Here is a 26,890-nt window from a genome sequence, read left to right on the forward strand (position 1 = left end):
AGGCGTTACAGTTTCTTGGCTTTTTCCACGACTTCGTCGATGGAACCAACCATGTAGAACGCCTGCTCTGGCAGGTGGTCGTACTCGCCTTCCATAATCCCTTTAAAGCCACGGATGGTGTCTTTCAGGGAAACGTATTTGCCCGGAGAACCGGTAAATACTTCAGCAACAAAGAACGGCTGAGACAGGAAGCGCTGAATCTTACGCGCACGGGATACCACCAGTTTGTCTTCTTCAGACAGCTCGTCCATACCCAGAATCGCGATGATGTCTTTCAGTTCCTGATAACGTTGCAGAATAGACTGCACGCCACGAGCAACATCATAGTGTTCCTGACCAACAACCAGCGGATCCAACTGACGGCTGGTGGAGTCCAGCGGGTCAACGGCCGGGTAGATACCCAGAGAAGCGATCTGACGGCTCAGTACCACGGTTGCATCCAAGTGAGCAAAGGTAGTGGCTGGTGACGGGTCAGTCAAGTCATCCGCAGGAACGTAAACGGCCTGAACGGAGGTGATAGAACCGGTTTTGGTTGAGGTGATACGTTCTTGCAGAACACCCATCTCTTCCGCCAGCGTCGGCTGATAACCTACCGCAGAAGGCATACGGCCCAGCAGTGCGGATACTTCCGTACCGGCCAGGGTATAACGGTAAATGTTATCGACGAACAGCAGTACGTCACGGCCTTCATCACGGAATTTTTCCGCCATAGTCAGACCGGTCAATGCTACGCGCAGACGGTTACCTGGTGGCTCGTTCATCTGGCCATAAACCAGTGATACTTTATCGATTACGTTGGAGTCGGTCATTTCGTGGTAGAAGTCGTTCCCTTCACGAGTACGCTCACCCACACCGGCAAACACGGAGTAACCGGAGTGCTCGATCGCGATGTTACGGATCAGCTCCATCATGTTTACGGTTTTACCTACGCCCGCACCACCGAACAGACCCACTTTACCGCCCTTGGCAAACGGACACATCAGGTCGATAACCTTGATGCCGGTTTCCAGCAGTTCCTGTGAGTTTGACAGCTCTTCATAGCTCGGAGCCGCGCGGTGAATAGCCCAACGCTCTTCTTCGCCGATGTCGCCTTTCATGTCGATGGGATCACCCAACACGTTCATAATACGACCCAGCGTTGCTTTACCTACCGGTACTTCGATCGGGTGGTCCAGGTTATTCACGTTCAACCCGCGACGCAGGCCGTCAGAAGAACCCATTGCGATACAACGAACAATACCGCCGCCCAACTGCTGCTGCACTTCCAGCACCAGTTTCTCAGCGCCGTTCTCTACCTCAAGCGCATCGTACACCTTCGGTACGGCATCTTGCGGGAACTCGACGTCCACCACGGCGCCGATTACCTGGATAATCTTTCCAGTAGCCATCTTGAATCCTCTACGTAATTCGACAATACGTAATTCGTAAACCTGCTTTAAACCGCGGAGGCTCCCCCGACGATTTCGGTGAGTTCCTGGGTAATGCTGGCCTGACGAGCCTTGTTGTATACCAACTGCAGCTCTTTGATCAGGCTACCGCCGTTATCGGTCGCGGCTTTCATCGCAACCATTCGCGCGGCCTGCTCACTAGCCAGATTTTCTACGACGCCCTGATAAACCTGAGACTCTACATAACGGCGCAGCAGGGTATCCAGCAGCGACTTAGGATCGGGTTCATACAGGTAATCCCAGGCTTTCTTCTTCAACTCACCGTCATCCGAAGGCGGTAACGGTAACACTTGAACAACAAGCGGTTCCTGAGACATGGTATTGATAAACTTGTTGCTTACGATATACAGCTTGTCCAGACGACCTTCATCATAGGCTTGCAGCATAACTTTAACCGGGCCGATCAGTTCTGATACGGAAGGGTTATCCCCCATACCGGTAACTTGAGCAACAATGTTTCCGCCTACTGAACCGAAGAAAGAGACCGCTTTGGAACCAATCAGCGCTAAATCAGTTTCAACGCCTTTGTCGCTCCAGGATTTCATATCAGCCAGCAGTTTTTTGAACAGGTTAATGTTCAAACCACCACACAGGCCACGGTCAGTAGACACCACCAAATACCCAACGCGCTTAACGTCGCGTTCTTCCAGGTACGGGTGTTTATATTCCAGATTTCCTAACGCAAGGTGACCAATCACATTGCGTATGGTTTCCGCATAAGGACGGCTGGCCGCCATACGATCCTGCGATTTACGCATTTTGGAAGCGGCGACCATTTCCATTGCTTTGGTGATCTTCTGCGTATTTTGGACGCTTGCGATCTTACTACGTATCTCTTTTGCGCCGGCCATCTTTGCTTCTCCTCAAAGCCTTGCGGCCTGCTTTACAGCAGGCCACCGGGCGTTACCAGGACTGGGTTGCCTTAAAAGTATCGAGGATGCCTTTAAACTTGCCCTCGATCTCATCGTTATAAGCGCCAGTCTGGTCGATTTGTTGCAGAAGTTCGCCATGCTCACGGTCAGCGTAAGCCAACAGTGCCGCTTCAAAGCTACCGACTTTCGACAGCTCAACATCTTCCAGATAACCACGTTCCGCCGCAAACAGAACCAGAGACTGCTGTGCGACAGACATCGGCGCATACTGTTTCTGTTTCAACAGCTCGGTCACTTTCTGACCGTGGCTCAACTGCTTACGGGTTGCATCATCAAGATCGGAAGCGAACTGAGAGAACGCAGCCAGCTCACGGTACTGTGCCAGTGCGGTACGAATACCACCGGACAGTTTTTTCATGATCTTGGTCTGTGCTGCACCACCCACACGGGATACGGAGATCCCTGGGTTAACCGCAGGACGAATACCGGCGTTAAACAGGTTGGATTCCAGGAAGATCTGACCATCGGTAATCGAAATTACGTTGGTCGGAACGAACGCAGAAACGTCACCCGCTTGCGTTTCGATGATTGGCAGAGCCGTCAACGAACCGGTTTTCCCTTTCACTTCACCCTTGGTGAATGCTTCAACGTAATCGGCGTTAACACGCGATGCACGCTCCAGCAAACGGGAGTGGAGATAGAAAACGTCACCAGGATAAGCTTCACGACCTGGCGGACGACGGAGCAGCAGAGAAATCTGACGATAAGCAACGGCCTGTTTAGACAGGTCATCATAAATAATCAGCGCATCTTCACCACGGTCACGGAAGTACTCACCCATCGCACAACCGGCATACGGTGCCAGATATTGCAGAGCGGCAGACTCGGACGCAGTAGCGACGACGACAATGGTGTTTTCCAGTGCGCCATGCTCTTCCAGTTTACGCACCACGTTAGAAATCGTGGAGGCTTTCTGGCCGATAGCAACGTACACACATTTGATACCGGAATCACGCTGGTTGATGATGGCGTCGATGGCCAGTGCGGTTTTACCCGTCTGACGGTCACCGATAATCAGCTCACGCTGACCACGACCAATTGGAATCATGGCATCAACGGACTTATAGCCCGTTTGTACCGGCTCATCAACGGACTGACGTTCGATAACGCCAGGCGCTATCGCTTCAACCGCAGAGAAACCGTCATGATCCAGTGCGCCTTTACCGTCAATCGGTGCGCCCAGCGTGTTGACCACGCGACCCAACAGGCCACGGCCAACCGGAACTTCAAGAATACGGCCGGTGCATTTTACTTTCATGCCTTCAGCCAGATCCGCATACGGCCCCATGACTACCGCACCAACGGAGTCGCGCTCCAGGTTTAGTGCGATCGCATAACGGTTACCCGGCAGAGAGATCATCTCCCCCTGCATCACGTCTGCCAGACCGTGGACGCGGATGATTCCGTCACTGACGGAAACAATAGTACCTTCATTGTGAGCTTCGCTCACCACATTGAACTGAGCAATGCGCTGCTTGATCAGTTCGCTGATTTCGGTGGAATTCAGTTGCATGCTCCAGTCCCCTTAAGACTGCAAGACGTCTGCCAGACGTTCCAGACGACCGCGAATGCTGCCATCTATCACCATATCGCCCGCGCGAATAACCACGCCGGCCATGACAGACTTATCAATTTTGCAATTCAGCTTCACTTTGCGTGACAGACGTTTTTCCATAGCGACAGCGATTTTTGATAGCTGCTGCTCATTCAACGTGTTGGCAGAAATCACATCGACGTCAACCGTCGATTCTAGTGCTGCCCGCAGTTGAATAAATTGCTCCAGTACTTCAGTAAGCACCGGTAAACGTCCGTTCTCGGCCATCACCTTAATCAGGTTCTGACCGGCTTCATCAAGTTGATCACCACAAACGGCAATGAACGTTTTCGACAGCTCAATCGGTGCTACTGCACCAGAAAGCAATTCGGCAATTTGTTCATTGCGCGCTACTTCGGCCGAAAACGCCAGCATGTTCTGCCAGCGATCCAAGGCCTGATTCTCAACCGCAAAGTCAAAAGCTGCTTTGGCGTAGGGGCGAGCTACCGTGACAAATTCAGACATCAGCCCCTCCCTCCTTACAGTTCAGCGACCAGTTTATCAACGATGTCGCTGTTAGCAGCTTCATCCACGGAACGTTCAATAATTTTCTCGGCACCGGCAATCGCCAATACGGCAACTTGCTTACGCAACTCTTCACGAGCACGCTTACGTTCGGCTTCGATTTCAGCCTGCGCCTGCGCCACAATCTTGTTACGTTCAGCTTCCGCTTCAACTTTCGCCTCATCCAGGATCTGAGCACGGCGTTTGTTCGCCTGCTCAATGATAACCTGAGCATCCGCTTTGGCTTTTTTCAGTTGATCTGTCGCATTGGCCTGAGCCAAGTTCAAATCTTTTTTGGCACGTTCAGCAGAAGCAAGACCGTCAGCAATTTCTTTTTGACGTTTCTCGATGGCTGCCATCATCGGCGGCCATACAAACTTCATGCAGAACCAGACAAACAGGACGAACGCAATGGCCTGGCCGAGGATTGTTGCATTAATATTCACAGCACAATGCCTCTTTCAAAGTTAAATAAGTTGATGTTTTAACCTCAGCAGAAAACATTCCGCTTAGGCCACCGCAAACATCACATACAGCCCCAGACCAACAGCGATCATTGGGATGGCGTCAACCAGACCCATGACGATAAAGAACTGTGTACGCAGTAAAGGAATCAGGTCAGGCTGACGAGCAGCACCTTCCAAGAATTTACCACCCAGAATGCCGATACCGATCGCAGCACCGATTGCCGCCAAACCCATCATTAACGCGGCAGCCATGTACAGCAGATCCACACTCAGGTTTTCCATGACAGTCTCCAGTTTGTTTCAGTTAAAAACGTTATTTGTTGAAAGAAAATCAATGCTCTTCAGATGCCATCGAGAGATAAACAACCGTCAGAACCATGAAAATAAAAGCCTGAAGCGTAATAATCAAAATGTGGAAAATAGCCCAAGGCACATTTAACAACCATTGTGACCACCACGGCAACAGACCGGCAATCAGGATGAAGATCAACTCACCCGCATACATATTGCCAAACAGTCGCAAGCCTAAGGAAATAGGTTTGGACAGCAGGCTGACACCTTCAAGAATCAGGTTGATAGGAATAAATACTGGATGGTTGAACGGCTGCATGGTCAGTTCTTTAACAAAACCACCGAGACCTTTCATTTTGATGCTGTAGAACAACACCAGGATAAACACCCCAAGCGCCATAGACAACGTGATGTTCACGTCAGCCGTCGGCACTGCGCGCAGATAAGCATGCGCCGGATCGTATCCTAGCAGGCTGTAGACCCCAGCCCAGATTTGTGGCAACAGATCGATAGGCAGCAGATCCATCATATTCATCAGGAAAACCCAGACGAAAATGGTCAGTGCCAGAGGAGCAATCAGTTTGCTTTTGCCATGGAACATATCGCGCACGGTACCGTCAACGAAACCGATAACCAGTTCGACGGCCGTTTGCAGCTTACCTGGCACACCGCTGGTCGCACGTTTAGCTACGCGGTGGAAGATAACCAGAAAGAGGATCCCAAGAGTGATGGAGAAAAACATCGAATCGACGTTGATCGACCAAAAGCCCGTCCCTACCTGCAAATGGTGCAAGTGGTGACCGATATACTCTTGCGGAGTAGAGATTTCTCCAGCAGCCATGATGTCTCTTACCCTTTTGTTGTTAATTACGGTAACGATTAATTACGACGGGTGCCACGATCTGCATAACCAGCACCGATAAATAAGTCAGGCCAAGCGGAAAAAATGCCGCTTTAAACACGCCTAACGCCACCACTAACAGTGCAATGGTGATAAATACCTTAAGCGCCTCGCCAATCGCGAACGACCAAGCCACACGTCCATCAGCAGGTTTGTGTGATTGATGACGCAAGGCAAACAGCACAAACAAGACATTCGGTAACCAGGCTGCCAATCCTCCGCCTAATGCAGAAACGGCAGCGTTGACGCTATTGAGGCTGAAAACAGCACTCAACAAAGCAAAAGTCACTAACTGTAACAACAGCAGCCTTAAGGCCGCTTTTCCGCTGTAAAGGGATACAGGCATGACGTTTGCTCTCTCCGTACCTTTTCAGAGGTATACCGAATGACGTATAGAACTGCCTTTACACCACTGAGTCAAGCAGCAAAAAACGAGCAAATTATACGGGTCACACCTGCGAATTCAATCGATAAGTAGCCAAAAGGTGAACAATTATTTAAATTTCTTTCTGAAGCCCCATTTTTGCTAACAATCCCCCCAGTTCATCTCTGATGCAATTAATGCCTAAAGGCCTCTAATCTGTGATATGACTCACATAAAGGGATTTACGACCATTTATAACAGAACAGTTTTTTTTTTGTCTTTAGCAAAAAAAATCATTTATTTAATTTAACTTCAATAACTTACAAAGACATCTATTCAAAAAACGCAACAAACAAGCTTTAAACTATCTATTGACATTATTGATATCTTTTTTTTACTCAATTAACACAAAAATAACCAAATTTTGATGCCAATGATTTATTTTCTCTCGTTATTATTCAGTGCGAAAGTAAAAGGCCGACGCTGAAAAAACGAAGATGTAAAATTTCAGTGATCGCAATGCATTCTGGAATGATGCCACCGATAAACAAGGTGGCAACCTGACACGCAATATTTAGTTATAATTTTTTTGATAAAAAACAAAATTAGTTTGGTTTAAGCACGACCAAATGGCGCTCACCTTCCAGATCGGGGACAGATAAGCGAACGACCTGATCCAATAGGACACCTTGTGGCAATGATGACAATTCATCCTCTGGAAGTACGCCTTTCAGGGCATAAAACCGTCCTGTTGGTCTGGCGGGAAGATGACCACACCAGCTAATCATGTCCTGCAAAGAGGCAAATGCGCGGCTTATCACGCCATCAAAAGGCGGCTCTGCCGGAAATGCCTCAACGCGACTCTGCACTGGCGTGATGTTCTCAAGCTGTAGCTCATGCTGTACCTGACGCAGGAAGCGCACACGCTTACCGAGGCTATCCAGTAAGGTAAAATGCGACTCAGGGCGAACAATCGCTAGCGGGATCCCCGGTAATCCAGGGCCCGTCCCCACATCGATAAAACGTTGTCCGCTTAAATGTGGCTCAACCACGATACTGTCCATGATGTGGCGGACCAGCATTTGCTGCGGATCGCGTACAGACGTCAGGTTATAAGCTTTGTTCCACTTATTCAGCATGTCAACATACTGTATCAGAAGATTTTTTTGCTTGTCTGAAATCACAATGCCAGCCGCATTTAGCAGATTATCGAGTGTGTTGCGCACAATAAGATCCCGATGAAAAATATAAGGTTAATAATAAAAATAGCCGGATAACCGGCTATTTAGGGGATAAGTTTATCTTAAATCAGGCGCTGCGGCGCAGCAGACCCTGTTTTTTAAGCCAGATAAGCAGAATTGAGATCGCCGCTGGCGTAATGCCAGAAATACGCGAGGCTTGACCGATAGACGACGGTTTGTGATCGTTCAGCTTGGCAATAACCTCGTTGGATAATCCATTTACCTGCTTGTAATCCAGATCGACAGGTAGAAGCGCATTTTCATTGCGTAACTGTTTCTCAATTTCATCCTGCTGACGAGCAATATACCCTTCATATTTGACTTGGATTTCAACCTGTTCTGCAGCCTGCTCATCGGCTAACCCTGGGGCAAACAGCGGTAGCGCAGTGAGCTGAAGGTAATCCACTTCTGGGCGACGTAGCAGTTCTTCACCGTTCGCTTCACGCGACAACGGCGTTTTCAGCAACGAATTGATTTGGTCTAACTGCTCAGATTGAGGATGAACGTGAATGTCACGCAGGCGCTGGCGCTCTTTCTCAATACTTTCAAGCTTCTCGTTGAAATGTGCCCAGCGACGATCGTCGACCATCCCTAACTCACGACCTATTTCAGTCAAACGCAGATCGGCGTTATCTTCACGCAGCATCAGACGATATTCAGCGCGCGATGTAAACATACGGTAAGGTTCTTTGGTACCCAGCGTACAGAGATCGTCAACCAGCACGCCAAGATAGGCTTGATCGCGACGTGGTGACCAGCCTTCTTTATCGGCAGCTAATCGCGCTGCATTCAGCCCTGCCAGCATGCCCTGTGCCGCCGCTTCTTCATACCCTGTTGTCCCGTTGATTTGCCCTGCAAAGAACAGGCCATGGACGTGTTTATTTTCCAGCGTAGGCTTCAGATCGCGAGGATCAAAGAAATCGTACTCAATGGCATAGCCAGGACGAACGATGCGCGCATTTTCCATCCCTGTCATTGAGCGAACAATTTGCCACTGGACGTCAAACGGTAAACTGGTAGAGATCCCGTTGGGATAAATTTCGTTGCTCGTCAGCCCTTCAGGTTCAAGAAAGATCTGATGGGTGTTTCGATCGGCAAAACGCATGACTTTGTCTTCGATCGAGGGGCAATAGCGAGGACCGATCCCTTCGATGATCCCGGCATACATCGGGCTACGATCCAGATTATTACGGATCACATCATGGGTTTTCTCATTGGTATGCGTGATGTAACACGGCATTTGCGCTGGATGCTGGCTTGCGTTACCTAGGAATGAAAAAACCGGCATTGGGTTGTCACCGTGCTGTTGCGCCAGCACGCTAAAATCGATCGTTCTGGCGTCAATACGTGGTGGTGTACCGGTTTTCAGGCGGTTGACGCGCAGAGGTAGTTCACGCAAGCGGCGTGCAAGAGGAATAGACGGCGGATCGCCTGCTCGTCCACCGCTGTAGTTATCTAGTCCGATGTGGATCTTGCCGTCAAGGAAAGTACCTACGGTTAGTACCACGGCTTTCGCACGAAATTTTAGCCCCATCTGGGTAACCGCACCAACGACGCGATCGTTTTCGACAATCAGATCGTCAACAGCCTGCTGGAAGATCGTCAGGTTTGGCTGATTCTCCAGAGCGGTGCGAACCGCTTGACGATAGAGCACGCGATCCGCTTGTGCGCGCGTCGCTCTGACTGCTGGGCCTTTACTGCTGTTTAGTATCCTAAACTGTATACCTGCCTGGTCGACAGCACGCGCCATCAACCCTCCCATGGCATCGATCTCTTTAACCAGATGACCTTTTCCAATACCGCCGATCGCCGGGTTACAAGACATTTGTCCCAGCGTATCAATATTGTGTGTGAGTAAAAGCGTCTGTTGGCCCATTCGGGCAGAAGCCATCGCAGCTTCTGTTCCGGCATGACCGCCACCGATCACGATGACGTCAAATGGATCTGGATAAAACATGGTACTGCTCCTCGCATTATTGCGAATGATGAGTGGTGAACGATCGTTATTTGCCCTGGGGTGGAGGATTCTACTCAACTTTGAGCCAAGGACCAAGTCCGTTGGATCCTCGTTAATTAAAGAAAGATCTTTTTATTTAAAGATCTCTTTATTAGATCTCTTATTAGGATCGTCATGTTGTGTGGATAAGTGATTATTCATATTAAAGATCAAGAGAATGGCGATGATCCTTACCTGTGAATGATCGGTGATCCTAGCCAGTATAAGCTGGGATCTTAATGCGGGTTTATGCACAGGACAAAAAACATACTCGGGTTGTTATTGGGATAACTACTGCTTTTACACCTGAATTAAGCATAGTTATCCACATTCAACTGCTGAATATTTCATCTCATTTGAGTAAATTAACCCACGATCCTAGCCATTCTTCTGCTGGATCTTCTGGAATCTGATGCTGGGTGATGTCGATCTCGAGGATTTCACCGATCCGTTTAGCACCTAATTGAACGAGTACACGATCCGTCGTTTGGATCGCGCCACAAAAAGTATCGTACTCTTTACTACCGATCCCGACTGCACCAAAACTCACCTGAGAAAGATCGGGCTTTTGCTGTTCCAACTGTTCAAATAGTGGTTTCAGGTTGTCAGGGAACTCCCCTGCACCATGCGTAGACGTCACCACTAGCCATATACCGCTTTCAGGTAGTGCATCGAGCATAGGACCATGGAGAATTTCAGTGGAAAAATCATCCTTTTCCAGCAGTTCAGCCAAATGCTCTGCTACATATTCGGCGCTGCCAAGGGTACTGCCACTGATTAAGGTAATATCTGCCATAGCGATCCCATCCGATAAAAGACGGGACATTGTACGCTGTGATCTGGCTGGGATCTACCTGTGGATAATATGGGTATAGGAAAAAAATATTATGGTGCGATCGTCCGCATGATGGGGTTTTGCAAGGAGATGAGTGTTTCAGTGGACTGAATTTCATCAATTGTTTGGATCTTGTTGATAAGTACATGTTGCAGTGCTTCGATCGAACGACACATGACTTTAATAAAGATGCTGTAATGCCCAGTCGTGTAGTAGGCCTCGACCACTTCTTCCAGATTATTCAGTCTTTCCAGCGCTGAGGGATAGTCTTTAGCACTTTTTAGAATGATGCCGATAAAGCAACAGACGTCATAGCCCAGTTGTTTTGGATTCACGTCCAGACGTGTGCCGATAATGATGCCCGCCTGTTTCATTTTTTCGACCCTAACGTGGATCGTGCCCGGACTAACGGAAAACTGTTTTGCCAATTCTGCGTAAGGCGTGCGCGCATTTTCCATTAAAGCTGAAAGAATGCCGCGATCGAGATTATCGATCTGATAAATTTCTGCCACTTTGAGCCTCCTATTTTAGCGAATAATGATTTTATACCGCTATAAAATGACGGATTAAAAGCACAAGTGCAATTTATCCATAAGATTATTGAATGACTGGCGGTTTATATTGCTTAATGAATAACTAAATACGATAAATAAGAGACGCGGCAATGAAAAAGCAGTACATCGAAAAGCAGCAGCAAATCAGCTTCGTTAAATCTTTCTTCTCCAGCCAACTGGAGCAGCTTCTGGGATTGATTGAAGTCCAGGCACCGATTCTCAGCCGTATCGGCGATGGCACGCAGGATAACCTGTCTGGTACGGAAAAAGCAGTGCAGGTTAAGGTTAAAGCCCTGCCAGATGCCACATTTGAAGTGGTGCACTCGCTGGCGAAATGGAAACGTAAAACGCTGGGCGCGTATGATTTTAGCTTCGGGGAAGGCATTTATACCCACATGAAGGCGCTGCGCCCGGACGAAGATCGCCTGAGCCCGATCCATTCCGTTTATGTCGATCAATGGGATTGGGAGCGCGTGATGGGGGATGGTGAACGCAATGCCGAATATCTGAAATCGACGGTCACGCGTATTTATCAAGGCATTAAAGCGACTGAAGCGGCAGTACATCAGGCGTTTGGTATTCAACCTTTCCTGCCAGAGCAGATTCATTTTGTGCATACCGAAACGTTGCTGAAGCGCTATCCCGATCTGGATGCCAAAGGGCGTGAGCGAGCCATTGCTAAAGAGTTGGGTGCCGTCTTCTTGATTGGTATTGGCGGTAAGCTGTCCAGCGGACACTCTCACGATGTACGTGCGCCAGATTATGATGACTGGACGACACCAGGCGAGCAGGAATTGCCCGGTTTGAACGGCGATATCGTCGTGTGGAACCCGGTTCTGAATGATGCATTTGAGATTTCATCAATGGGGATCCGCGTGGATGCCGAGGCATTAACACGCCAGTTAGCGCTGACGCAGGATGAAGAACGTCTGAAGCTGGAATGGCATCAGGCGCTGCTGCGTGGTGAGATGCCACAAACGATTGGTGGGGGAATCGGTCAGTCTCGCTTGGTCATGCTGTTACTGCAATTGTCCCATATTGGTCAGGTTCAGTGCGGTGTGTGGCCACAGCCGTTGCGTGAATCGGTTTCCGGCCTGCTTTAATAAGCCTTATTGCTCTGCCAACGACGCATTAAGCGGCTTTTTAACCCGGTATCAAAGCGCCAGATATGGTCAAAGATGTGCATGATGCCGGGTTTGCCATGATCGGACATCGCTACAGCATGAAAACGATGCTGTAGCTGCTTCTGACGGCTTTTCACCTTATTCACTACTTCATCCGGTAACCGCTGGGCGATAAAATCCGAAATTACCACGGCATCGGCATCATGCCAGAGTGCATCGTCCATCTTATCCAACAACGCTGACAAGCAGGCGCTCATATCTGTGCCGCCGCGGAAGGACTGGCTGAGAAAGCGTATTGCCTGTTCTAATCCGTCTTCAGACGTCAGTTCATACTTCACCACGCCAGTGGAAAACAGCATGATGTAGCAACGGCGATTGTCGGCGAGTGCGATGCGCATCAGCGCCAGACAGAAAGCTTTGGCACAGCGTTCGTTAAAGCCGCCCATCGATCCTGAAGTATCAACGCAGACAATAAACGGACCACGCGGCTGCTGTTCATTTTGTTGATGGACAACAGGGCGCTCGGTGATTTTCTCGCGCCAGCTCTCACCTTGTAAGCGATAGGTCAGCAGCCGGTGTTCCAACAGACGACGATAAAATTCGTATTCCAGTTCACTGATGCCCAGCGTTGCCAACTCAGTGGGCATCAGACGCAAAATATCATCGCTCTGATGCACGCCGCTCACCTGCTCGGGCACGGTGGCCGGTTCTCGTACTCTTACTCGGAAGGCTTCTTGTGGCGCTTCCTGCGTAAGGATAGATTTGGTCTCCCGGCTGCGCCCCAGACGTTCCGCCAACTTCTGTAATGCTGGCTGGCGTTGCAGGAAAGCACCGAAATCCAGTAATGGACGGGGATCGGTGTGAATACGCTGTGCGGCGCTGAGATCCCAGAGCCGTCCGGCCGCGTTTTCATTTTCCGCCAAAATCGGTTCGAGTTTGCCGCTAAGGGTCAGACGTTGTTGCAATTCATCCAGCAGAATTTCCCGCTCCTGATCCATCAATTGCTGATGCAGTGAAATGGTTTGCAGTGTCAGACTCAGCCGCCAGCGCTGAAGAAAGAGCGCATGGAGCCCACTCGTTACCTTCTGCCCTAATGTTCTCTCTGGAGAGGTAATAAGCTGTGAGGCCTGCGTCAAAAACGGTGATTCCACGTTGTTCAGCGTATCCATAATCGCGGGCAGGCGTGTCTGAAAGGCCTGGTTGTCGATTGATTGTGAACGTTGGTAGCAGCTAAATTCTCTTTCCAGCTCTGGCGGCACCTGCGTGGTGCGCAAGCGCTGCTTTAAGGTTTCTTTCCAGTGAGGGAGATCGTTGAGTAACGCGGATTTCAGGCTGGGATACTTTTCAAAGAAGAAAGCGAACTGCGGTGTCGCCAGTAGTGTGACGACAAGATCGTCCAATAGCTCGTTTTCATCAATAGACAGCAGCATTTCCAGTGATTCCAGCGTGATCATCGGCGTTAGTCCTGCTGCTCTGATTGCTGGATTTGCTCGGCAACCTGTTGCAGGCTGGCTTCTATTTTAGCCAGCCACTCACTAGGGACGAACAGGCAAGGCTGATGTTGGCTGAACAAGCGACGCTGCTCGCGTAGTTGCATGTTCAGTTTTTCATACTCATCGGTAATTTCGGCAGGAAGTGTACAGTCGCGTTTTTCCGGCAGAGAAAGAATAGAGGATTGCAGGCTGATATCGCGGAGAGTCAGGTGCTGGCGATCGTCCACCAGCAGATCGAGACGTTGGGTAAAACCAATACCGTTGAGCTTACCCCGGATTTCGCCTCCTTTTTGCAGCCAGCCTTGTAGAGCATTCTTCTCGATGATCAGGTGGTTGACTTCAATATCGTGCAGGATCAGCGGGCGTTGTAGCACCAGATCCAATGTTTCAGCGACGATCGTGTCAGGTAAGGTGTAATGGAATTTTCGGCCCAGAAAGTGCCCCTGTTTCTCTACCGAAAATGCCTGTAATTCACTTTGTTCACGCTGGTACTGTTGACGCCTGGTATTCACCTGCTGAAGACGGAACAGCAGGCTTTTTTGTTGATAGGCGTGCTCGGTAATCAATAACTCAAGCTGGCGTTCGATGAGCGTCAGCGTGCTTTGGTCATGCCAGAGACAGTCCTTCAGCAGAATAATATCAACCGGTGTGATGGCATCCCGATCGCAGAAAAAAGCGCTGGCCTGAAGCAGGCGCAGGGCTTTCTTCCAGCGTCGATCGGAAATGTAGGGCGCTTGTTCCAGCGTATCTAACTGTTGACGCAGCGTGTAAATCAGTTCGAAACCCGCTTCCGGCAATGCGACGTGCTCAATGTCTTTCTGCCACTGTTGATATTCTTCATTGCTGACGCTGAGCGCTGGTGGTACGGGGTTATCGCGATCGCTGCCGGTATTCACGAGCAGCGCCCGGAAATTTTGCTTTTCCTGCACGCGATCGAGCCATAAACGGATGAGCATTCGATCGTAAAGCGCTTCCAAACCGCCATCTGCCTCCGGCAGTTCATTCGAGGCTGCGACCAGCAGGCGCATGGGGATAGTGTCTTCGCTGTTGCCATTACGGAAACGTCGTTCGTTAATGGCCGTCAGTAGGGTATTCAAAATAGCGGGGCCCGCTTTCCAGATTTCGTCCAGAAATACGATTTCAGCTTCTGGTAGATAACCCGCTGTCAGGCGCTGGTAGCGGCCTTCATCTTTTAGTGCCTGAATGGACAGGGGGCCAAATACTTCTTCCGGGGTGGAGAAGCGGGTCATCAGGTACTCAAATGCGTTCGCATGACGAAAAGCGAATTTAAGACGCCGGGCGATCATACTTTTGGCTATACCTGGTGGCCCCAGCAGAAAAACACTTTCTCCGCTTAGCGCGGCCAGCAGACAGAGGCGAATAGCGTGCTGTCTTTCGTATAGGCCGTGTTCTAGCGCATGGCTGAGACGAGAAATTCTTTCAGCTAATGCCGCAGCTTGACGCATAATTAATCCGTTAGTCCCATGATGTGATGTACTGAAATCGTTTATTTTTGAATCCGACTGCTTTATTGAAAGTGGATCATCAGAAAAACCCTACTTTCAGAAAGACAATAGTAATAATAAACGGCAGATCACAGATTTTTATTAGAATACTTTTACGGATTATTACACCCTAACGGGGTAGGTAAGCAATAAACGACCTTTTACAGGATGTTTCGTGTACGAGTGCTCGCACAATAAAAATGGGTTTTTACCCTGATTTGTGCATACTGTGCGCTTTTGGACGAGTTGCTGTGAATGACGCGCTTCGCGGACTGATTAATAACAGAAGATAGGTTTATGAGCTCAGAACATAAACGTTCGCTTCCGGCTGTCACGCTGGCGGCTATCGGGGTGGTTTATGGAGATATAGGAACCAGCCCTCTTTATACGTTAAGGGAATGTTTATCCGGGCAGTTTGGTTTTGGGGTCGAGCCTGATTCGGTCTTTGGCTTTCTTTCACTGATCTTTTGGCTGTTAGTCCTCGTGGTTTCGCTGAAATACCTGACCTATGTGATGCGTGCCGACAACGCGGGTGAGGGGGGTATTCTCACATTAATGTCGCTGGCCGGGCGTAATACCTCCGATCGCATGACGTCCGTGTTGGTCATTATGGGGTTGATTGGCGGCAGTTTCTTTTATGGTGAAGTGGTCATCACGCCAGCCATCTCGGTGATGTCGGCGATGGAAGGGCTGGAAATCGCCGCTCCGTCGATGGACAGTTATATCGTCCCGCTCTCGATTGTCGTTCTGACATTACTGTTTATCATTCAAAAACACGGTACGGGTAGCGTCGGTAAACTGTTTGCGCCCGTGATGCTGATTTGGTTTTTGACGCTCGGCGTACTGGGTACGCGCAGCATTATCGCTAACCCCGACGTTTTGCAGGCGTTGAATCCGATGTACGCCGTTCGCTTCTTTATCGAATATAAAGCGGTGTCGTTCTTCGCGCTGGGCGCGGTGGTGCTGGCGATTACTGGTGTCGAGGCGCTGTATGCCGATATGGGCCACTTTGGTAAATTCCCGATTCGTTTGGCCTGGTTTACGGTGGTGCTGCCATCGCTGGTATTAAATTACTTCGGGCAGGGCGCGTTGCTGCTAAAAAATCCTGAGGCGATCAAAAACCCATTCTTCCTGTTGGCACCTGATTGGGCGCTAATTCCACTAATGGTGCTGGCGACTCTGGCGACGATTATTGCCTCGCAGGCCGTGATTTCCGGCGTTTTTTCCCTGACGCGTCAGGCGGTGCGGTTGGGCTATTTGCCGCCGATGCGTATCGTACACACGTCAGATATGGAATCTGGTCAGATTTATATTCCTGCCATTAACTGGATGCTGTATATCGCGGTTGTCATCGTTATTGTTAGCTTTGAGCATTCGAGCAGCCTGGCTGCGGCTTACGGTATTGCGGTAACGGGCACGATGGTGATTACCAGCATTCTGTTCTGTACGGTCGCGGTGAAGAACTGGCTTTGGAACCGCTATCTGGCATGGGTTTTGTTGGCAGGTTTGCTGATGATCGACCTGCCAATGTTTTTGGCAAACGTGGTCAAGATCCTCTCCGGCGGCTGGTTGCCGCTGGCGCTGGGCATGGTGATGTTTATTATCATGACGACGTGGAAAAGTGAGCGTTTCAGGTTACTGCGCCGATTGCATGAGCATGGTAATTCGCTGGATGCCATGATTGCCTCGCTGGAGAAATCCCCACCGACGCGGGTTCCTGGTACGGCGGTGTATTTCTCACGTGCGACTCGCGTGATCCCGTTCGCGCTACTGCATAATCTCAAACACAACAAGATCCTGCACGAGCGCGTGGTGCTGTTGACCATGCGAACGGAGGATGCTCCTTATGTGCTGAATGCCCGCCGCGTGACGGTTGAACAGCTTTCGCCAACGTTCTGGCGGGTGATCGCCAGCTATGGTTGGCGTGAAACACCGGATGTAGAAGAGGTCTTTCAGCGCTGTTGGCAGGAAGGATTAACCTGCCAAATGATGGAAACGTCTTTCTTTATGTCCAATGAATCGCTGATTATCGGTGAACGACCGTGGTATCTGCGCTTGCGCGGTAAGCTGTTTATGATGCTTAGCCGTAATGCGCTACGGGCGGCAGATCAGTTTGAAATACCGCCGAACAGGCTGATTGAGCTGGGGATACAGGTCGAGATTTAAGTTATCCAATATAGGAAGTTATGTTGGGATGATATCGAGATATACGGTCGACCACGGGGCGAGGCGTCCCTGCGGGAACCTCATCCCCGTGTTTCCCTAATAACACGCAGCGAGTTGCTGCCGTTATGTTAACGATAGAGATTTACCAACTCACCGACACGATCAGCCCGCCTTCGGGCTGGTTGGTGAATGTAACCTGCATGTGATGCAGAGTAGCGATGTTGTTCACGATGGAAATCCCCAGACCGCTGCCGGATTTTTCCTGCCCTGGTGGGCGATAAAAACGCTCGCCGATTCTTGCCAACGCTTCATCGCTGATGCCCGGTCCGCTATCGGCTACCTTAAATCCACGTTCCGTCAGCGTCAGATTTACCGTTCCCCCTTCATGGCTGTAGCGAATAGCATTATCCAGCAGATTGCGTACCAGCAGAGTCAGCAGCAGTGGATGGCCCTGCCGGATAACGGGGGTATCCGGTAAGTCCAGTGTTAGTTCGATACCTGCGGTTTGTGCGATGTGGTACTGCGCGATCGCTGCTTGTTGCAGCAGTTCATTGAACTGAACGGGCTGCATCCCTTCGGGATGTGATTCTGCATCCAGTCGCGACAGCGTCAAGAGCTGATCCACCAGTCGGGTAGCGCGATCGATGCCTTTATCCAGATTCATTAATGCATGGCGACGCATGGCCTCATCGTCATGCGCTAACTGTGCGACTTCGGTTTGAACTTTCAGCGCCGCCAGCGGGCTACGCAGTTCGTGAGCGGCATCGGAGGTAAAGCGGCGCTCGCGAATCAACATATCACTGATACGGGAAAACAGGAGGTTCAACGCGTTGACCAGCGGGCGGACTTCCTGTGGAATGCGCTGTGTCGCCAGCGGTGTGCTGTCGTCGGGTGATCGCTGCTGAAGTTCGGCAGTAATGCGTTTTAGCGGTGAGAGCTCACGTGTCACCAGCCAGAAAAGCAGTGCCAGCATGATTGGCAGGGTGAACAGCCAGGGCATCAGGTTGGTTTTTACAATATCCAGCGTCATATCCTGACGGTATTCCCATTCCTGACCCACCGCAATCACGTAACGATCATCCTGCGTCGTCAGCCAGACGATACGCCACGCGTCGTTGTCATCGCGCAGTTTGCCGTCGGTGAAGCCGTTATGTTTATAGTCAAAAATGAAATCTTTGCCGTTCTCTCCATCGTTCAACACCATTTTCCCGTCGCGGGTAAAAATGGCGAAGGCCAGCGCATCATCATCCTGCTTGCCTCGGTTTTTATGTACCAGATTTTTGGTTTTAGGTAGAGAAGCTGACTGGATCCGCAATTCATCGGGATTCATGGTGGCCAGACGCTTGGCAAACAGCATTTGCTGGGTATCAAATAGTTCATTGATGTTATGGCGTGTTTGAGACCACGCAAGCAGACTGGCGGCACTCCAGCACATTACTGTCAGCAGCGCAAAACCTACAATCAGACGTAAACGCAGGCTGAGTCGGCTCATGGTGCGTCCCCCAGAATATAGCCAATGCCATGCACGGTACGGATAAACGCACTGCCTAGCTTTTTGCGCAGGTGGTGGATATGCACTTCGACAGCATTGCTGGAGACGTCATCGTCCCAGCCGTAGAGCTTTTCTTCCAACTGCGCACGTGTGAGCACGCGGTTTGGATTGAGTAAAAACAGTTCCAGCAGAGCCAGCTCGCGTGATTTTAGTATCAACGGTTCACCGTTAAGCGTGGCGATCCGCGAGCCCGGTTCAAGGGAAACCGCGCCGTGTATTAATGCAGGTTGGAGCTGACCATGACGGCGGCGAATTAGTGCCTGTAGGCGAGCAGCAACTTCTGTCAGCGCAAAGGGTTTACATAAATAATCATCGGCCCCCTGCTGCAATCCTTCCACGCGTTGTTCCAGTGCATCGCGGGCGGTCAGAATCAGCACCGGTTCGTCATGTCCAGCCTGACGCCACTGGCGCAGAATATCCATCCCATCCATACCCGGCAGGCTGAGATCGAGCACCACGGCGTCATAAGGGGCGGCCTTCAATGCGGTGGCACCCGCTTTACCTTCCGTAAACCAGTCAATAGTAAAGCCCAGTTTGGTCAACCCAGCTTTTAGACCATCACCGATCAGGCGATCGTCTTCGACTAACAATATTCTCATGGCCGCCTCGCAGGGAATGTACCGCTGTCGCATTTACGCCTTTCCCGGTTTTATACGAAATCGTGGGGTGATGTGTACAGGACAAATCGCTGAAACCGGGCGATTTCAGCAATATAAAAAAATAAAAATGTAAAGGATGACTCCTTAAGATTCTGTTAAGAACGGTTTGTTTTAATCCTTCCCGAAGACCGATTACTCCCGCAGGTTGACTGCGAAACAGTTAACTTTGAAAAAACAGGCAAAATAAGGAAGGAATACGATGAAAAAAGTCGCTGCGTTATTCGCTATTACCGCTCTGGTTTCTGCACCCGTATTTGCTGCACAAAGCGGCGGTGGTTTCGTCAACCCAGAAACGCCGGCGGTTGGCACACATAAAGGGGGATTTATCGATCCACAGAATTCCCTCACGACGGTAGCTAAGGCTAAAGATCTGCGTGATGATAGTTGGGTTACGCTGAGCGGTAATATTGAAAAACGGATCGGTGATGAGAACTACCTGTTCCGCGATGCGACGGGCACGATAGAAGTTGAAATCGATCACAAGCGTTGGAATGGCCAGATGGTTTCGCCCACGGATAAAGTGGAAATCCAGGGGGAGTTGGATAAAGACTTCAACTCTGTCGAACTGGATGTGAAGCAGATCCGTAAACTCTAATCCGTTATCTTCAATTCTCAAGTGGTGGGCTGTTGTCCGCCATTTCCCTATTTATCAATCATCTATACCTGTCATTTTTCACGTTGGCTATATTGATTCACCCAAGTAATCGACGTGATCAAGCTCACCAAGACGCCTTTCTTTGCCATCTTCCTGAAACTTGAATCATCTAGAGTCAGTAACCACATCATGTTGTCTTTATTTTTTGTTAGCGAAACGTTTCGATGGTGATCACATTTTTTTTATTTCTTCGTTGCCTTTCTCTCTTCTTTTTCTAGAATATTATCAGCGAAACGTTTCGCTGGTGGGGTGAGAGATGAAAAAAGCAGCACTATTGAATTCAGATATTTCTTCCGTGATTGCTCGACTGGGGCACACCGATAGCCTTGTTATTGGTGATGCTGGTTTACCAATTCCAGAAACGACGACTCGTATCGATCTGGCGCTGACGCACAATGTGCCGACGTTTTTGCAGGTGGTTAATATTGTCACCAGTGAAATGCAGGTCGAGGCCGCTATTCTGGCGGAAGAGATGATTGAAAAGAACCCCGCGGTCCATGACGCATTACTCGATCAATTGAAGCAACTTGAACAACATCAGGGAAACTCAATTGCATTGCACTATGTCAGCCATGAAGAATTTAAAACCCAAAGCGGCAAAAGCCGGGCCATCATTCGCAGCGGAGAGTGCTCCCCGTATGCCAATGTCATCCTTTGTGCTGGCGTAACGTTCTGAGGCATCAATGCAACCTTTACTGCAACTGCAAGGCATCATGAAATCTTTTCCCGGCGTTAAAGCGCTTTCCGGTGCGGCACTCAATGTCTATCCAGGAAAAGTGATGGCGCTGGTGGGCGAGAACGGTGCGGGCAAGTCCACCATGATGAAAGTCCTGACCGGGATCTATCGTAAAGATGCCGGCAGCATCCATTTTCTAGGGCAAGAGGTGGATTTCAATGGACCGAAAGCGTCTCAGGAAGCAGGTATCGGTATTATCCATCAGGAACTTAACCTGATTCCCCAGCTTACGATTGCCGAGAATATCTTCCTCGGTCGTGAATTTACCAATCGCTTCGGTCGTATTGATTGGAACAAGATGTATGCGGAAGCCGATAAGCTGCTGAAACGCCTTAATTTGCGCTACGACAGTCGCCGTATGGTGGGGGATTTATCGATTGGCGATCAGCAAATGGTGGAAATTGCCAAGGTTCTGAGCTTTGAATCGAAAGTCATCATCATGGATGAACCGACCGATGCCCTGACCGACACCGAAACTGCGTCGTTATTCAGTGTGATCAAAGAGCTGCAATCTCAGGGATGCGGCATCGTTTATATTTCCCACCGTTTGAAAGAAATCTTCGAAATCTGCGATGACATTACCGTTTTCCGCGATGGTCAGTTTATCGGCGAGCGTCCGGTAAGCGACTTACAGGAAGATACGCTGATTGAAATGATGGTGGGCCGCAAGCTGGAAGATCAGTACCCACGTTCGAATAAAGCGCCGGGAGAGGTTCGCCTTAAGGTGCAGAACCTGTCTGGGCCTGGTGTAGACAGCGTCAGCTTTACGGTACGGAAAGGTGAAATCCTGGGTGTCGCAGGGTTGATGGGCGCGGGCCGTACTGAACTTATGAAAATTATCTACGGCGCGCTGCCGCGTACTGGCGGCAATGTGACGCTGGATGGTCGAGACGTAGTGACCCGTAAACCGCAGGATGGTTTGGCCAACGGCATCGTTTATATCTCTGAAGATCGCAAGCGAGATGGTCTGGTGCTGGGCATGTCGGTAAAGGAAAATATGTCGTTAACCGCACTGCGCTATTTCAGCCATGCTGGCGGTCGTCTCAAACATGCTGAAGAACAGTTGGCGGTCGCTGACTTTATTCGCCTGTTCAACGTTAAAACGCCTTCTATGACGCAGCCTATCGGCCTGCTTTCCGGTGGTAATCAGCAAAAAGTGGCGATTGCCCGTGGCCTGATGACGCGCCCCAATGTCCTGATCCTTGATGAGCCGACGCGTGGCGTCGATGTGGGGGCGAAGAAAGAAATTTATCAGTTAATCAATCAATTCAAAGAAGAAGGGCTGAGCATCATATTGGTGTCATCCGAAATGCCTGAAGTCTTGGGAATGAGCGATCGCATCATTGTGATGCATGAGGGGCGCTTGAGCGGTGATTTCTCGATTGAGCAAGCAACCCAGGAAGTACTGATGGCTGCGGCCGTTGGTAAGCAATACGGCGCAAAGCAGGAGTAAGTCAGACATGAGTTCTCAATCTATCGCGGCAAAACGCTGGTTCAGCAAAGAGTGGTTACTGGAGCAGAAATCGCTGATCGCGCTCCTGATCCTGATTGCGGTTGTTTCTGCCATGAGCCCTAACTTTTTCACCCTGAATAACCTGTTCAATATTCTCCAGCAGACATCGGTTAACGCCATTATGGCCGTCGGTATGACGCTGGTGATTCTGACCTCGGGAATCGACTTATCGGTGGGTTCACTGTTGGCACTCACCGGTGCTGTCGCGGCTTCCATCGTTGGGCTTGAAGTGAATGCGCTGGTGGCAGTATTTGGTGCACTGGCACTGGGCGCGCTGATTGGCGCCGGCACGGGTGTCATCGTTTCCAAAGGCAAAGTGCAGGCATTTATCGCTACGCTGGTCATGATGCTGTTACTGCGTGGTGTAACGATGGTTTATACCAACGGTAGCCCGGTTAATACCGGTTTTTCCGATGTGGCAGATGCTTTTGGCTGGTTCGGTATCGGTCGCCCGTTGGGTATTCCGACGCCAATCTGGATCATGGCTATCGTCTTCGCTGCAACCTGGTACATGCTGCACCACACGCGCCTGGGGCGCTATATCTATGCGCTGGGCGGTAATGAATCCGCGACCCGTTTGTCCGGTATCAGCGTGGATAAAATCAAGATTATTGTCTATTCCCTGTGTGGGCTGCTGTCTGCTCTTGCGGGAATTATCGAAGTTGCACGTTTGTCCTCTGCACAGCCTACCGCGGGTACAGGGTATGAACTGGATGCCATCGCCGCGGTGGTATTGGGCGGCACCAGTCTGGCAGGAGGCAAGGGGCGTATTGTAGGCACGTTGATCGGCGCACTGATCCTTGGTTTCCTCAACAACGGACTGAATTTATTAGGTGTTTCTTCTTACTACCAAATGATCGTCAAAGCAGTCGTCATTTTGCTGGCGGTTCTGGTAGATAACAAAAGCAGTAAATAACCTTCATTCACACAGGAATTGAGTTATGAATATGAAAAAGCTGGCTACTCTGGTTTCCGCTGTTGCGCTGAGCGCGACTGTCAGTGCTAATGCCTTGGCCAAAGATACGGTTGCTCTGGTGGTTTCTACGCTGAATAACCCGTTCTTTGTTTCCATGAAAGAGGGGGCACAGAAAGAAGCTGACAAACTGGGCTATGAGTTGATTGTGCTGGATTCTCAGAATAACCCTGCGAAAGAACTGGCTAACGTTCAGGATTTAACGGTACGCGGCACCAAAGTGTTGCTGATCAACCCGACTGACTCTGATGCAGTAGGCAATGCAATCAAAATGGCCAATCAGGCCAAGATCCCGGTTATTACGCTGGACCGTGTCGCTAGCAGTGGTGAAGTTGTCAGCCACGTTGCTTCTGATAACGCTTTCGGCGGTAAAGTTGCCGGTGATTTCATTGCCAAAAAATTGGGTGAAGGTGCCAAGGTGATTCAGTTAGAAGGGATCGCAGGAACTTCTGCCGCACGTGAGCGTGGGGCGGGTTTCATGAAATCTGCTGAGAAAAATAAATTCGCTATGCTGGCAAGCCAACCGGCTGACTTCGATCGTACTAAAGGGTTGAACGTGATGCAGAACCTGCTGACTGCACACCCTGACGTTCAGGCGGTATTTGCACAGAACGACGAAATGGCGTTAGGCGCACTGCGTGCACTGCAAACCGCAGGCAAAACCGATGTGCTGGTTGTGGGCTTTGACGGTACTCAAGACGGCGTGAAAGCCGTTGAGTCAGGCAAGCTGGCTGCTACGGTGGCTCAGCGTCCAGACCAGATCGGTGTAATTGGTATCGAAACGGCTGCGAAAGTGCTGAAAGGTGAAAAAACGCAGGCCATCATTCCAGTTGACCTGAAGCTGGTAGCTAAATAAGTAGAAATATACCCTAAATAATTCGAGTTGCATGACAAAACGTTAAGCGTTTTGAACAACGCTCTGCGTTGACCCTTTAGGGCAAGGCCCATTTATGGCCTTGTAACGCGGTAACCGCACGACAAATCAGTCTTATAACGATTTGAACAGCGCTAGCGCTGGCCCGAAGGGTGAGGCTCATAAATGAGGCTCATTAATCCCCAGGAGCTTACACAAGTAAGTGACTGGGGTGAGTAAGGGCAAACAACGCACAAACAACTTGAAGTATGACGGGTATAAAGCAGGGCTCGCGCCACCCGTTTGTGGTGGCGCATTATTAACGTAGCGGGATTCGACATAATGAAAACGGGTAAGCTGGTGGTGCTGGGCAGTATTAATGCTGACCATATTCTCAATCTTGAGCAATTTCCCCGCCCGGGCGAAACGGTGATCGGTGAACAATATAGTGTCGCTTTCGGCGGGAAAGGGGCTAACCAGGCGGTTGCTGCTGGCCGAAGTGGTGCGGATATCGCTTTTATTGCCAGCGTAGGAAACGATGATATTGGTGCTCGCATTTGTCAGCAGCTATCCAAGGATAACATTGATGTTTCCGCCGTTGAGGCTATCTCTGGGGAAACGACTGGCGTTGCGCTGATTTTTGTTAACGCTGACGCTGAGAACATGATCGCAATTAACGCTGGCGCGAATGCGGCGGTGACGCCTGATTATCTTCATCGTCATCAGCAACACATTATTGATGCTTCTGCCTTGCTTATGCAGCTTGAATCGCCGTTGGAAACGGTTATCGAGGCAGCTAAACTGGCGCATGAACACCAAACTAAAGTGATTCTTAATCCCGCCCCTGCCCGTGAACTGCCTGATGAACTGTTATCGCTGGTCAATATGATCACGCCGAATGAAACTGAAGCACAGTTCCTGACTGGAATTACTATTGAGACGGAAGAGGACGCCGCTCGCGCAGCTCGAGTTCTGCATGAGAAAGGTATCGAAACGGTTCTCATCACGCTGGGTAGCCGCGGCGTATGGTTGAGTGAAGGTGGTCAAGGGCAGCGTATTCCGGGGTATCGCGTAAAAGCCGTGGATACTATTGCTGCCGGAGACACTTTTAATGGTGCGTTAGTTACCGCCTTACTGGAAAACCGACCAATGTCTTCTGCTGTGAAATTCGCTCATGCGGCGGCAGCGATTGCGGTAACTCGCCGGGGCGCTCAACCTTCTGTTCCATGGCGTGAAGAGATCGACGCATTTTTGCAAGCTCAGGAGTGATCTTTGGCCACCATGAAAGATGTCGCCCGTTTGGCGGGCGTTTCTACTTCTACTGTATCTCACGTCATTAATAACAATCGCTTTGTCAGCGATACCATCCGCGAAAAGGTGATGAAGGCCGTTGATGATCTCAACTATGCGCCGTCTGCGCTGGCCAGAAGTCTGAAAATAAACCAGACCCGCACCATCGGCATGTTGCTCACGGCCAGTAGTAACCCATTTTATGCTGAAGTCGTGCGTGGCGTTGAACGCTGTTGTTATGAGCGGGGCTATAGCCTGATTCTATGTAACACCGAAGGCGATCGCGACAGAATGAGTCATAGCCTCGAAACGCTGCTGCAAAAGCGGGTCGACGGCGTATTGCTGATGTGCACTGAAAGCCATCGCCCCTTGCCTGAAATGATGAGTCGCTATCCTTCCGTTCCTATGGTCATGATGGATTGGGCACCTTTTGAAGGTGTCATGGATGTCATTAAAGATAACTCTTTGCTCGGCGGAGAGATCGCGACCAATTACCTCATTTCTCGCGGATATAAAAAGATAGCCTGCATTGCGGGTCCGAAAGATAAAACGACAGCCTATAACCGACTGGAGGGCTATCGGCAGGCGATGCAACTCGCTGGGCTATCCGTTCCCGCGGATTATGAGATTTTTGGTGATTTTGAATTTGAAACGGGCTATCGCGCGATGCAACAATTATTAGCGCTGGAAGATAAACCCGACGCGGTGTTCACCAGTAACGATGCAATGGCGGTTGGTGTTTACCACGCACTTTATCAGGCTGGGCTTTCAATCCCTCAAGACATGGCGGTTATTGGTTACGATGATATTGAACTGGCCCGCTATATGTCTCCGCCTCTTACTACGGTTCACCAACCAAAGGGTGAACTCGGCGAATTAGCGATTGATACGCTGCTTTATCGTCTGGAACATCCAAATACTGAACCTAATGTGTTGGTGCTGACACCGGAATTAATGGTGCGTCAGTCTGTTCGATAATATTTTGGCTAATAAAACGCTGAAAAATCCCGCATAACGCCGTCTTTTACTGCGCTTTGCTGAAAAAATCCTCACTCGGAAATTATTTTGCATTTAGCGCTTGTCAGCCGCCGAGAAGTCCCTATAATGCGCCTCCACTGACACGGCAACAGCGACACGCGGTTGTAGTGACAGGAAAAAGATTTACTAAAGGCGGTCAGTAATGACTTGACTTTAAAGCGGATTAGCATAGTATATGCAGCCCGCGCCACCGAAGAAGTGGCACT

25 protein-coding genes are annotated in these 26,890 nt (G+C 50.0%); 9 read left to right on the top strand and 16 right to left on the bottom strand.

Going from position 1 to position 26,890, the window contains the following annotated elements; genetic code table 11:
* Positions 1-5 precede the first annotated feature (5 nt).
* From atpD to asnC, 12 genes are all read right to left on the bottom strand, one after another.
* Positions 6-1,388 (bottom strand): F0F1 ATP synthase subunit beta, encoded by a 1,383-nt coding sequence (atpD, locus tag A7983_RS07720; protein WP_005976556.1) that lies wholly within the window; start codon positions 1,386-1,388, stop codon positions 6-8.
* 47 nt (positions 1,389-1,435) lie between these two features.
* Positions 1,436-2,299 (bottom strand): F0F1 ATP synthase subunit gamma, encoded by an 864-nt coding sequence (gene atpG, locus A7983_RS07725; RefSeq protein WP_005976554.1) that lies wholly within the window; start codon positions 2,297-2,299, stop codon positions 1,436-1,438.
* A 52-nt stretch (positions 2,300-2,351) separates the two neighbouring features.
* Positions 2,352-3,893: a F0F1 ATP synthase subunit alpha gene (atpA, locus tag A7983_RS07730; protein WP_005976551.1), complete on the bottom strand. Its 1,542-nt coding sequence runs from the start codon at positions 3,891-3,893 to the stop codon at positions 2,352-2,354.
* Positions 3,894-3,905: 12 nt separating this feature from the next.
* Complete coding sequence (atpH, locus tag A7983_RS07735; protein ID WP_005976548.1) at positions 3,906-4,439, bottom strand: F0F1 ATP synthase subunit delta; 534 nt, start codon at positions 4,437-4,439, stop codon at positions 3,906-3,908.
* Between the two features lie 14 nt (positions 4,440-4,453).
* Positions 4,454-4,924 carry a F0F1 ATP synthase subunit B gene (gene atpF, locus A7983_RS07740; RefSeq protein WP_005976547.1) on the bottom strand — a complete coding sequence of 157 codons (471 nt, stop codon included), beginning with the start codon at positions 4,922-4,924 and terminating at the stop codon, positions 4,454-4,456.
* Between the two features lie 63 nt (positions 4,925-4,987).
* A complete protein-coding gene (atpE, locus tag A7983_RS07745; protein WP_005976545.1) occupies positions 4,988-5,227 on the bottom strand; it encodes a F0F1 ATP synthase subunit C in 240 nt (79 codons plus the stop codon).
* Between the two features lie 49 nt (positions 5,228-5,276).
* Positions 5,277-6,077, bottom strand: coding sequence for a F0F1 ATP synthase subunit A (gene atpB / locus A7983_RS07750; RefSeq protein WP_005976541.1), 801 nt, complete (start codon positions 6,075-6,077; stop codon positions 5,277-5,279).
* Between the two features lie 22 nt (positions 6,078-6,099).
* Positions 6,100-6,483: a F0F1 ATP synthase subunit I gene (atpI, locus tag A7983_RS07755; RefSeq protein ID WP_005976539.1), complete on the bottom strand. Its 384-nt coding sequence runs from the start codon at positions 6,481-6,483 to the stop codon at positions 6,100-6,102.
* 623 nt (positions 6,484-7,106) lie between these two features.
* Positions 7,107-7,727 (bottom strand): 16S rRNA (guanine(527)-N(7))-methyltransferase RsmG, encoded by a 621-nt coding sequence (gene rsmG, locus A7983_RS07760; RefSeq protein WP_005976537.1) that lies wholly within the window; start codon positions 7,725-7,727, stop codon positions 7,107-7,109.
* An 82-nt stretch (positions 7,728-7,809) separates the two neighbouring features.
* Positions 7,810-9,699 (bottom strand): tRNA uridine-5-carboxymethylaminomethyl(34) synthesis enzyme MnmG, encoded by a 1,890-nt coding sequence (gene mnmG / locus A7983_RS07765; RefSeq protein WP_005976535.1) that lies wholly within the window; start codon positions 9,697-9,699, stop codon positions 7,810-7,812.
* A 391-nt stretch (positions 9,700-10,090) separates the two neighbouring features.
* Positions 10,091-10,534 (bottom strand): FMN-binding protein MioC, encoded by a 444-nt coding sequence (gene mioC, locus A7983_RS07770; RefSeq protein WP_005976533.1) that lies wholly within the window; start codon positions 10,532-10,534, stop codon positions 10,091-10,093.
* An 89-nt stretch (positions 10,535-10,623) separates the two neighbouring features.
* A complete protein-coding gene (asnC, locus tag A7983_RS07775) occupies positions 10,624-11,085 on the bottom strand; it encodes a transcriptional regulator AsnC (RefSeq protein ID WP_005976531.1) in 462 nt (153 codons plus the stop codon).
* Between the two features lie 152 nt (positions 11,086-11,237).
* Between asnC and asnA the strand changes: the two genes are divergently transcribed.
* Positions 11,238-12,230 (top strand): aspartate--ammonia ligase, encoded by a 993-nt coding sequence (asnA, locus tag A7983_RS07780; protein WP_005976528.1) that lies wholly within the window; start codon positions 11,238-11,240, stop codon positions 12,228-12,230.
* Here the strand turns inward: asnA and viaA are convergent.
* Both viaA and ravA read right to left on the bottom strand, forming a co-directional pair.
* Complete coding sequence (gene viaA / locus A7983_RS07785; RefSeq protein ID WP_005976526.1) at positions 12,227-13,705, bottom strand: ATPase RavA stimulator ViaA; 1,479 nt, start codon at positions 13,703-13,705, stop codon at positions 12,227-12,229. The genes asnA and viaA overlap by 4 nt on opposite strands.
* 5 nt (positions 13,706-13,710) lie before the next feature.
* Positions 13,711-15,210 (bottom strand): ATPase RavA, encoded by a 1,500-nt coding sequence (gene ravA / locus A7983_RS07790; protein WP_005976524.1) that lies wholly within the window; start codon positions 15,208-15,210, stop codon positions 13,711-13,713.
* Between the two features lie 336 nt (positions 15,211-15,546).
* On the opposite strand from ravA, the gene kup reads away from it, so the two are divergent.
* The gene (kup, locus tag A7983_RS07795) at positions 15,547-17,415 is read left to right on the top strand and encodes a low affinity potassium transporter Kup (protein ID WP_005976522.1); all 1,869 of its coding nucleotides are present in this window, start codon (positions 15,547-15,549) and stop codon (positions 17,413-17,415) included.
* A 142-nt stretch (positions 17,416-17,557) separates the two neighbouring features.
* On the opposite strand, the gene qseC is transcribed toward kup, so the two are convergent.
* Together qseC and qseB are read right to left on the bottom strand one after the other, a co-directional pair.
* Complete coding sequence (gene qseC, locus A7983_RS07800) at positions 17,558-18,907, bottom strand: quorum sensing histidine kinase QseC (RefSeq protein WP_005976520.1); 1,350 nt, start codon at positions 18,905-18,907, stop codon at positions 17,558-17,560.
* Positions 18,904-19,566 (bottom strand): quorum sensing response regulator transcription factor QseB, encoded by a 663-nt coding sequence (gene qseB / locus A7983_RS07805; RefSeq protein ID WP_005976518.1) that lies wholly within the window; start codon positions 19,564-19,566, stop codon positions 18,904-18,906. Before qseB ends, qseC begins: the two co-directional genes overlap by 4 nt.
* Positions 19,567-19,825: 259 nt before the next feature.
* Here qseB and A7983_RS07810 point away from each other — a divergent pair, with 259 nt between their 5' ends.
* From A7983_RS07810 to rbsR, 7 genes are all read left to right on the top strand, one after another.
* Complete coding sequence (locus A7983_RS07810; protein WP_005976516.1) at positions 19,826-20,221, top strand: YgiW/YdeI family stress tolerance OB fold protein; 396 nt, start codon at positions 19,826-19,828, stop codon at positions 20,219-20,221.
* Positions 20,222-20,537: 316 nt separating this feature from the next.
* Positions 20,538-20,957: a D-ribose pyranase gene (gene rbsD / locus A7983_RS07815; protein ID WP_005976515.1), complete on the top strand. Its 420-nt coding sequence runs from the start codon at positions 20,538-20,540 to the stop codon at positions 20,955-20,957.
* Positions 20,958-20,964: 7 nt separating this feature from the next.
* On the top strand, positions 20,965-22,470 hold the full coding sequence (gene rbsA / locus A7983_RS07820) for a ribose ABC transporter ATP-binding protein RbsA (protein WP_005976513.1): 1,506 nt from the start codon (positions 20,965-20,967) through the stop codon (positions 22,468-22,470).
* A 7-nt stretch (positions 22,471-22,477) separates the two neighbouring features.
* On the top strand, positions 22,478-23,446 hold the full coding sequence (gene rbsC, locus A7983_RS07825) for a ribose ABC transporter permease (protein WP_005976511.1): 969 nt from the start codon (positions 22,478-22,480) through the stop codon (positions 23,444-23,446).
* A gap of 25 nt (positions 23,447-23,471) precedes the next feature.
* Positions 23,472-24,359 (top strand): ribose ABC transporter substrate-binding protein RbsB, encoded by an 888-nt coding sequence (gene rbsB / locus A7983_RS07830; protein WP_005976509.1) that lies wholly within the window; start codon positions 23,472-23,474, stop codon positions 24,357-24,359.
* A gap of 339 nt (positions 24,360-24,698) precedes the next feature.
* A complete protein-coding gene (rbsK, locus tag A7983_RS07835; RefSeq protein WP_005976507.1) occupies positions 24,699-25,625 on the top strand; it encodes a ribokinase in 927 nt (308 codons plus the stop codon).
* A gap of 3 nt (positions 25,626-25,628) precedes the next feature.
* Entirely contained in the window at positions 25,629-26,624 is a 996-nt protein-coding gene (gene rbsR / locus A7983_RS07840; protein ID WP_005976504.1) for a ribose operon transcriptional repressor RbsR, read from the top strand.
* Positions 26,625-26,890 lie beyond the last annotated feature (266 nt).

It is taken from the genome of Pectobacterium wasabiae CFBP 3304, assembly GCF_001742185.1.
GTDB classification, from domain to species: domain Bacteria; phylum Pseudomonadota; class Gammaproteobacteria; order Enterobacterales; family Enterobacteriaceae; genus Pectobacterium; species Pectobacterium wasabiae.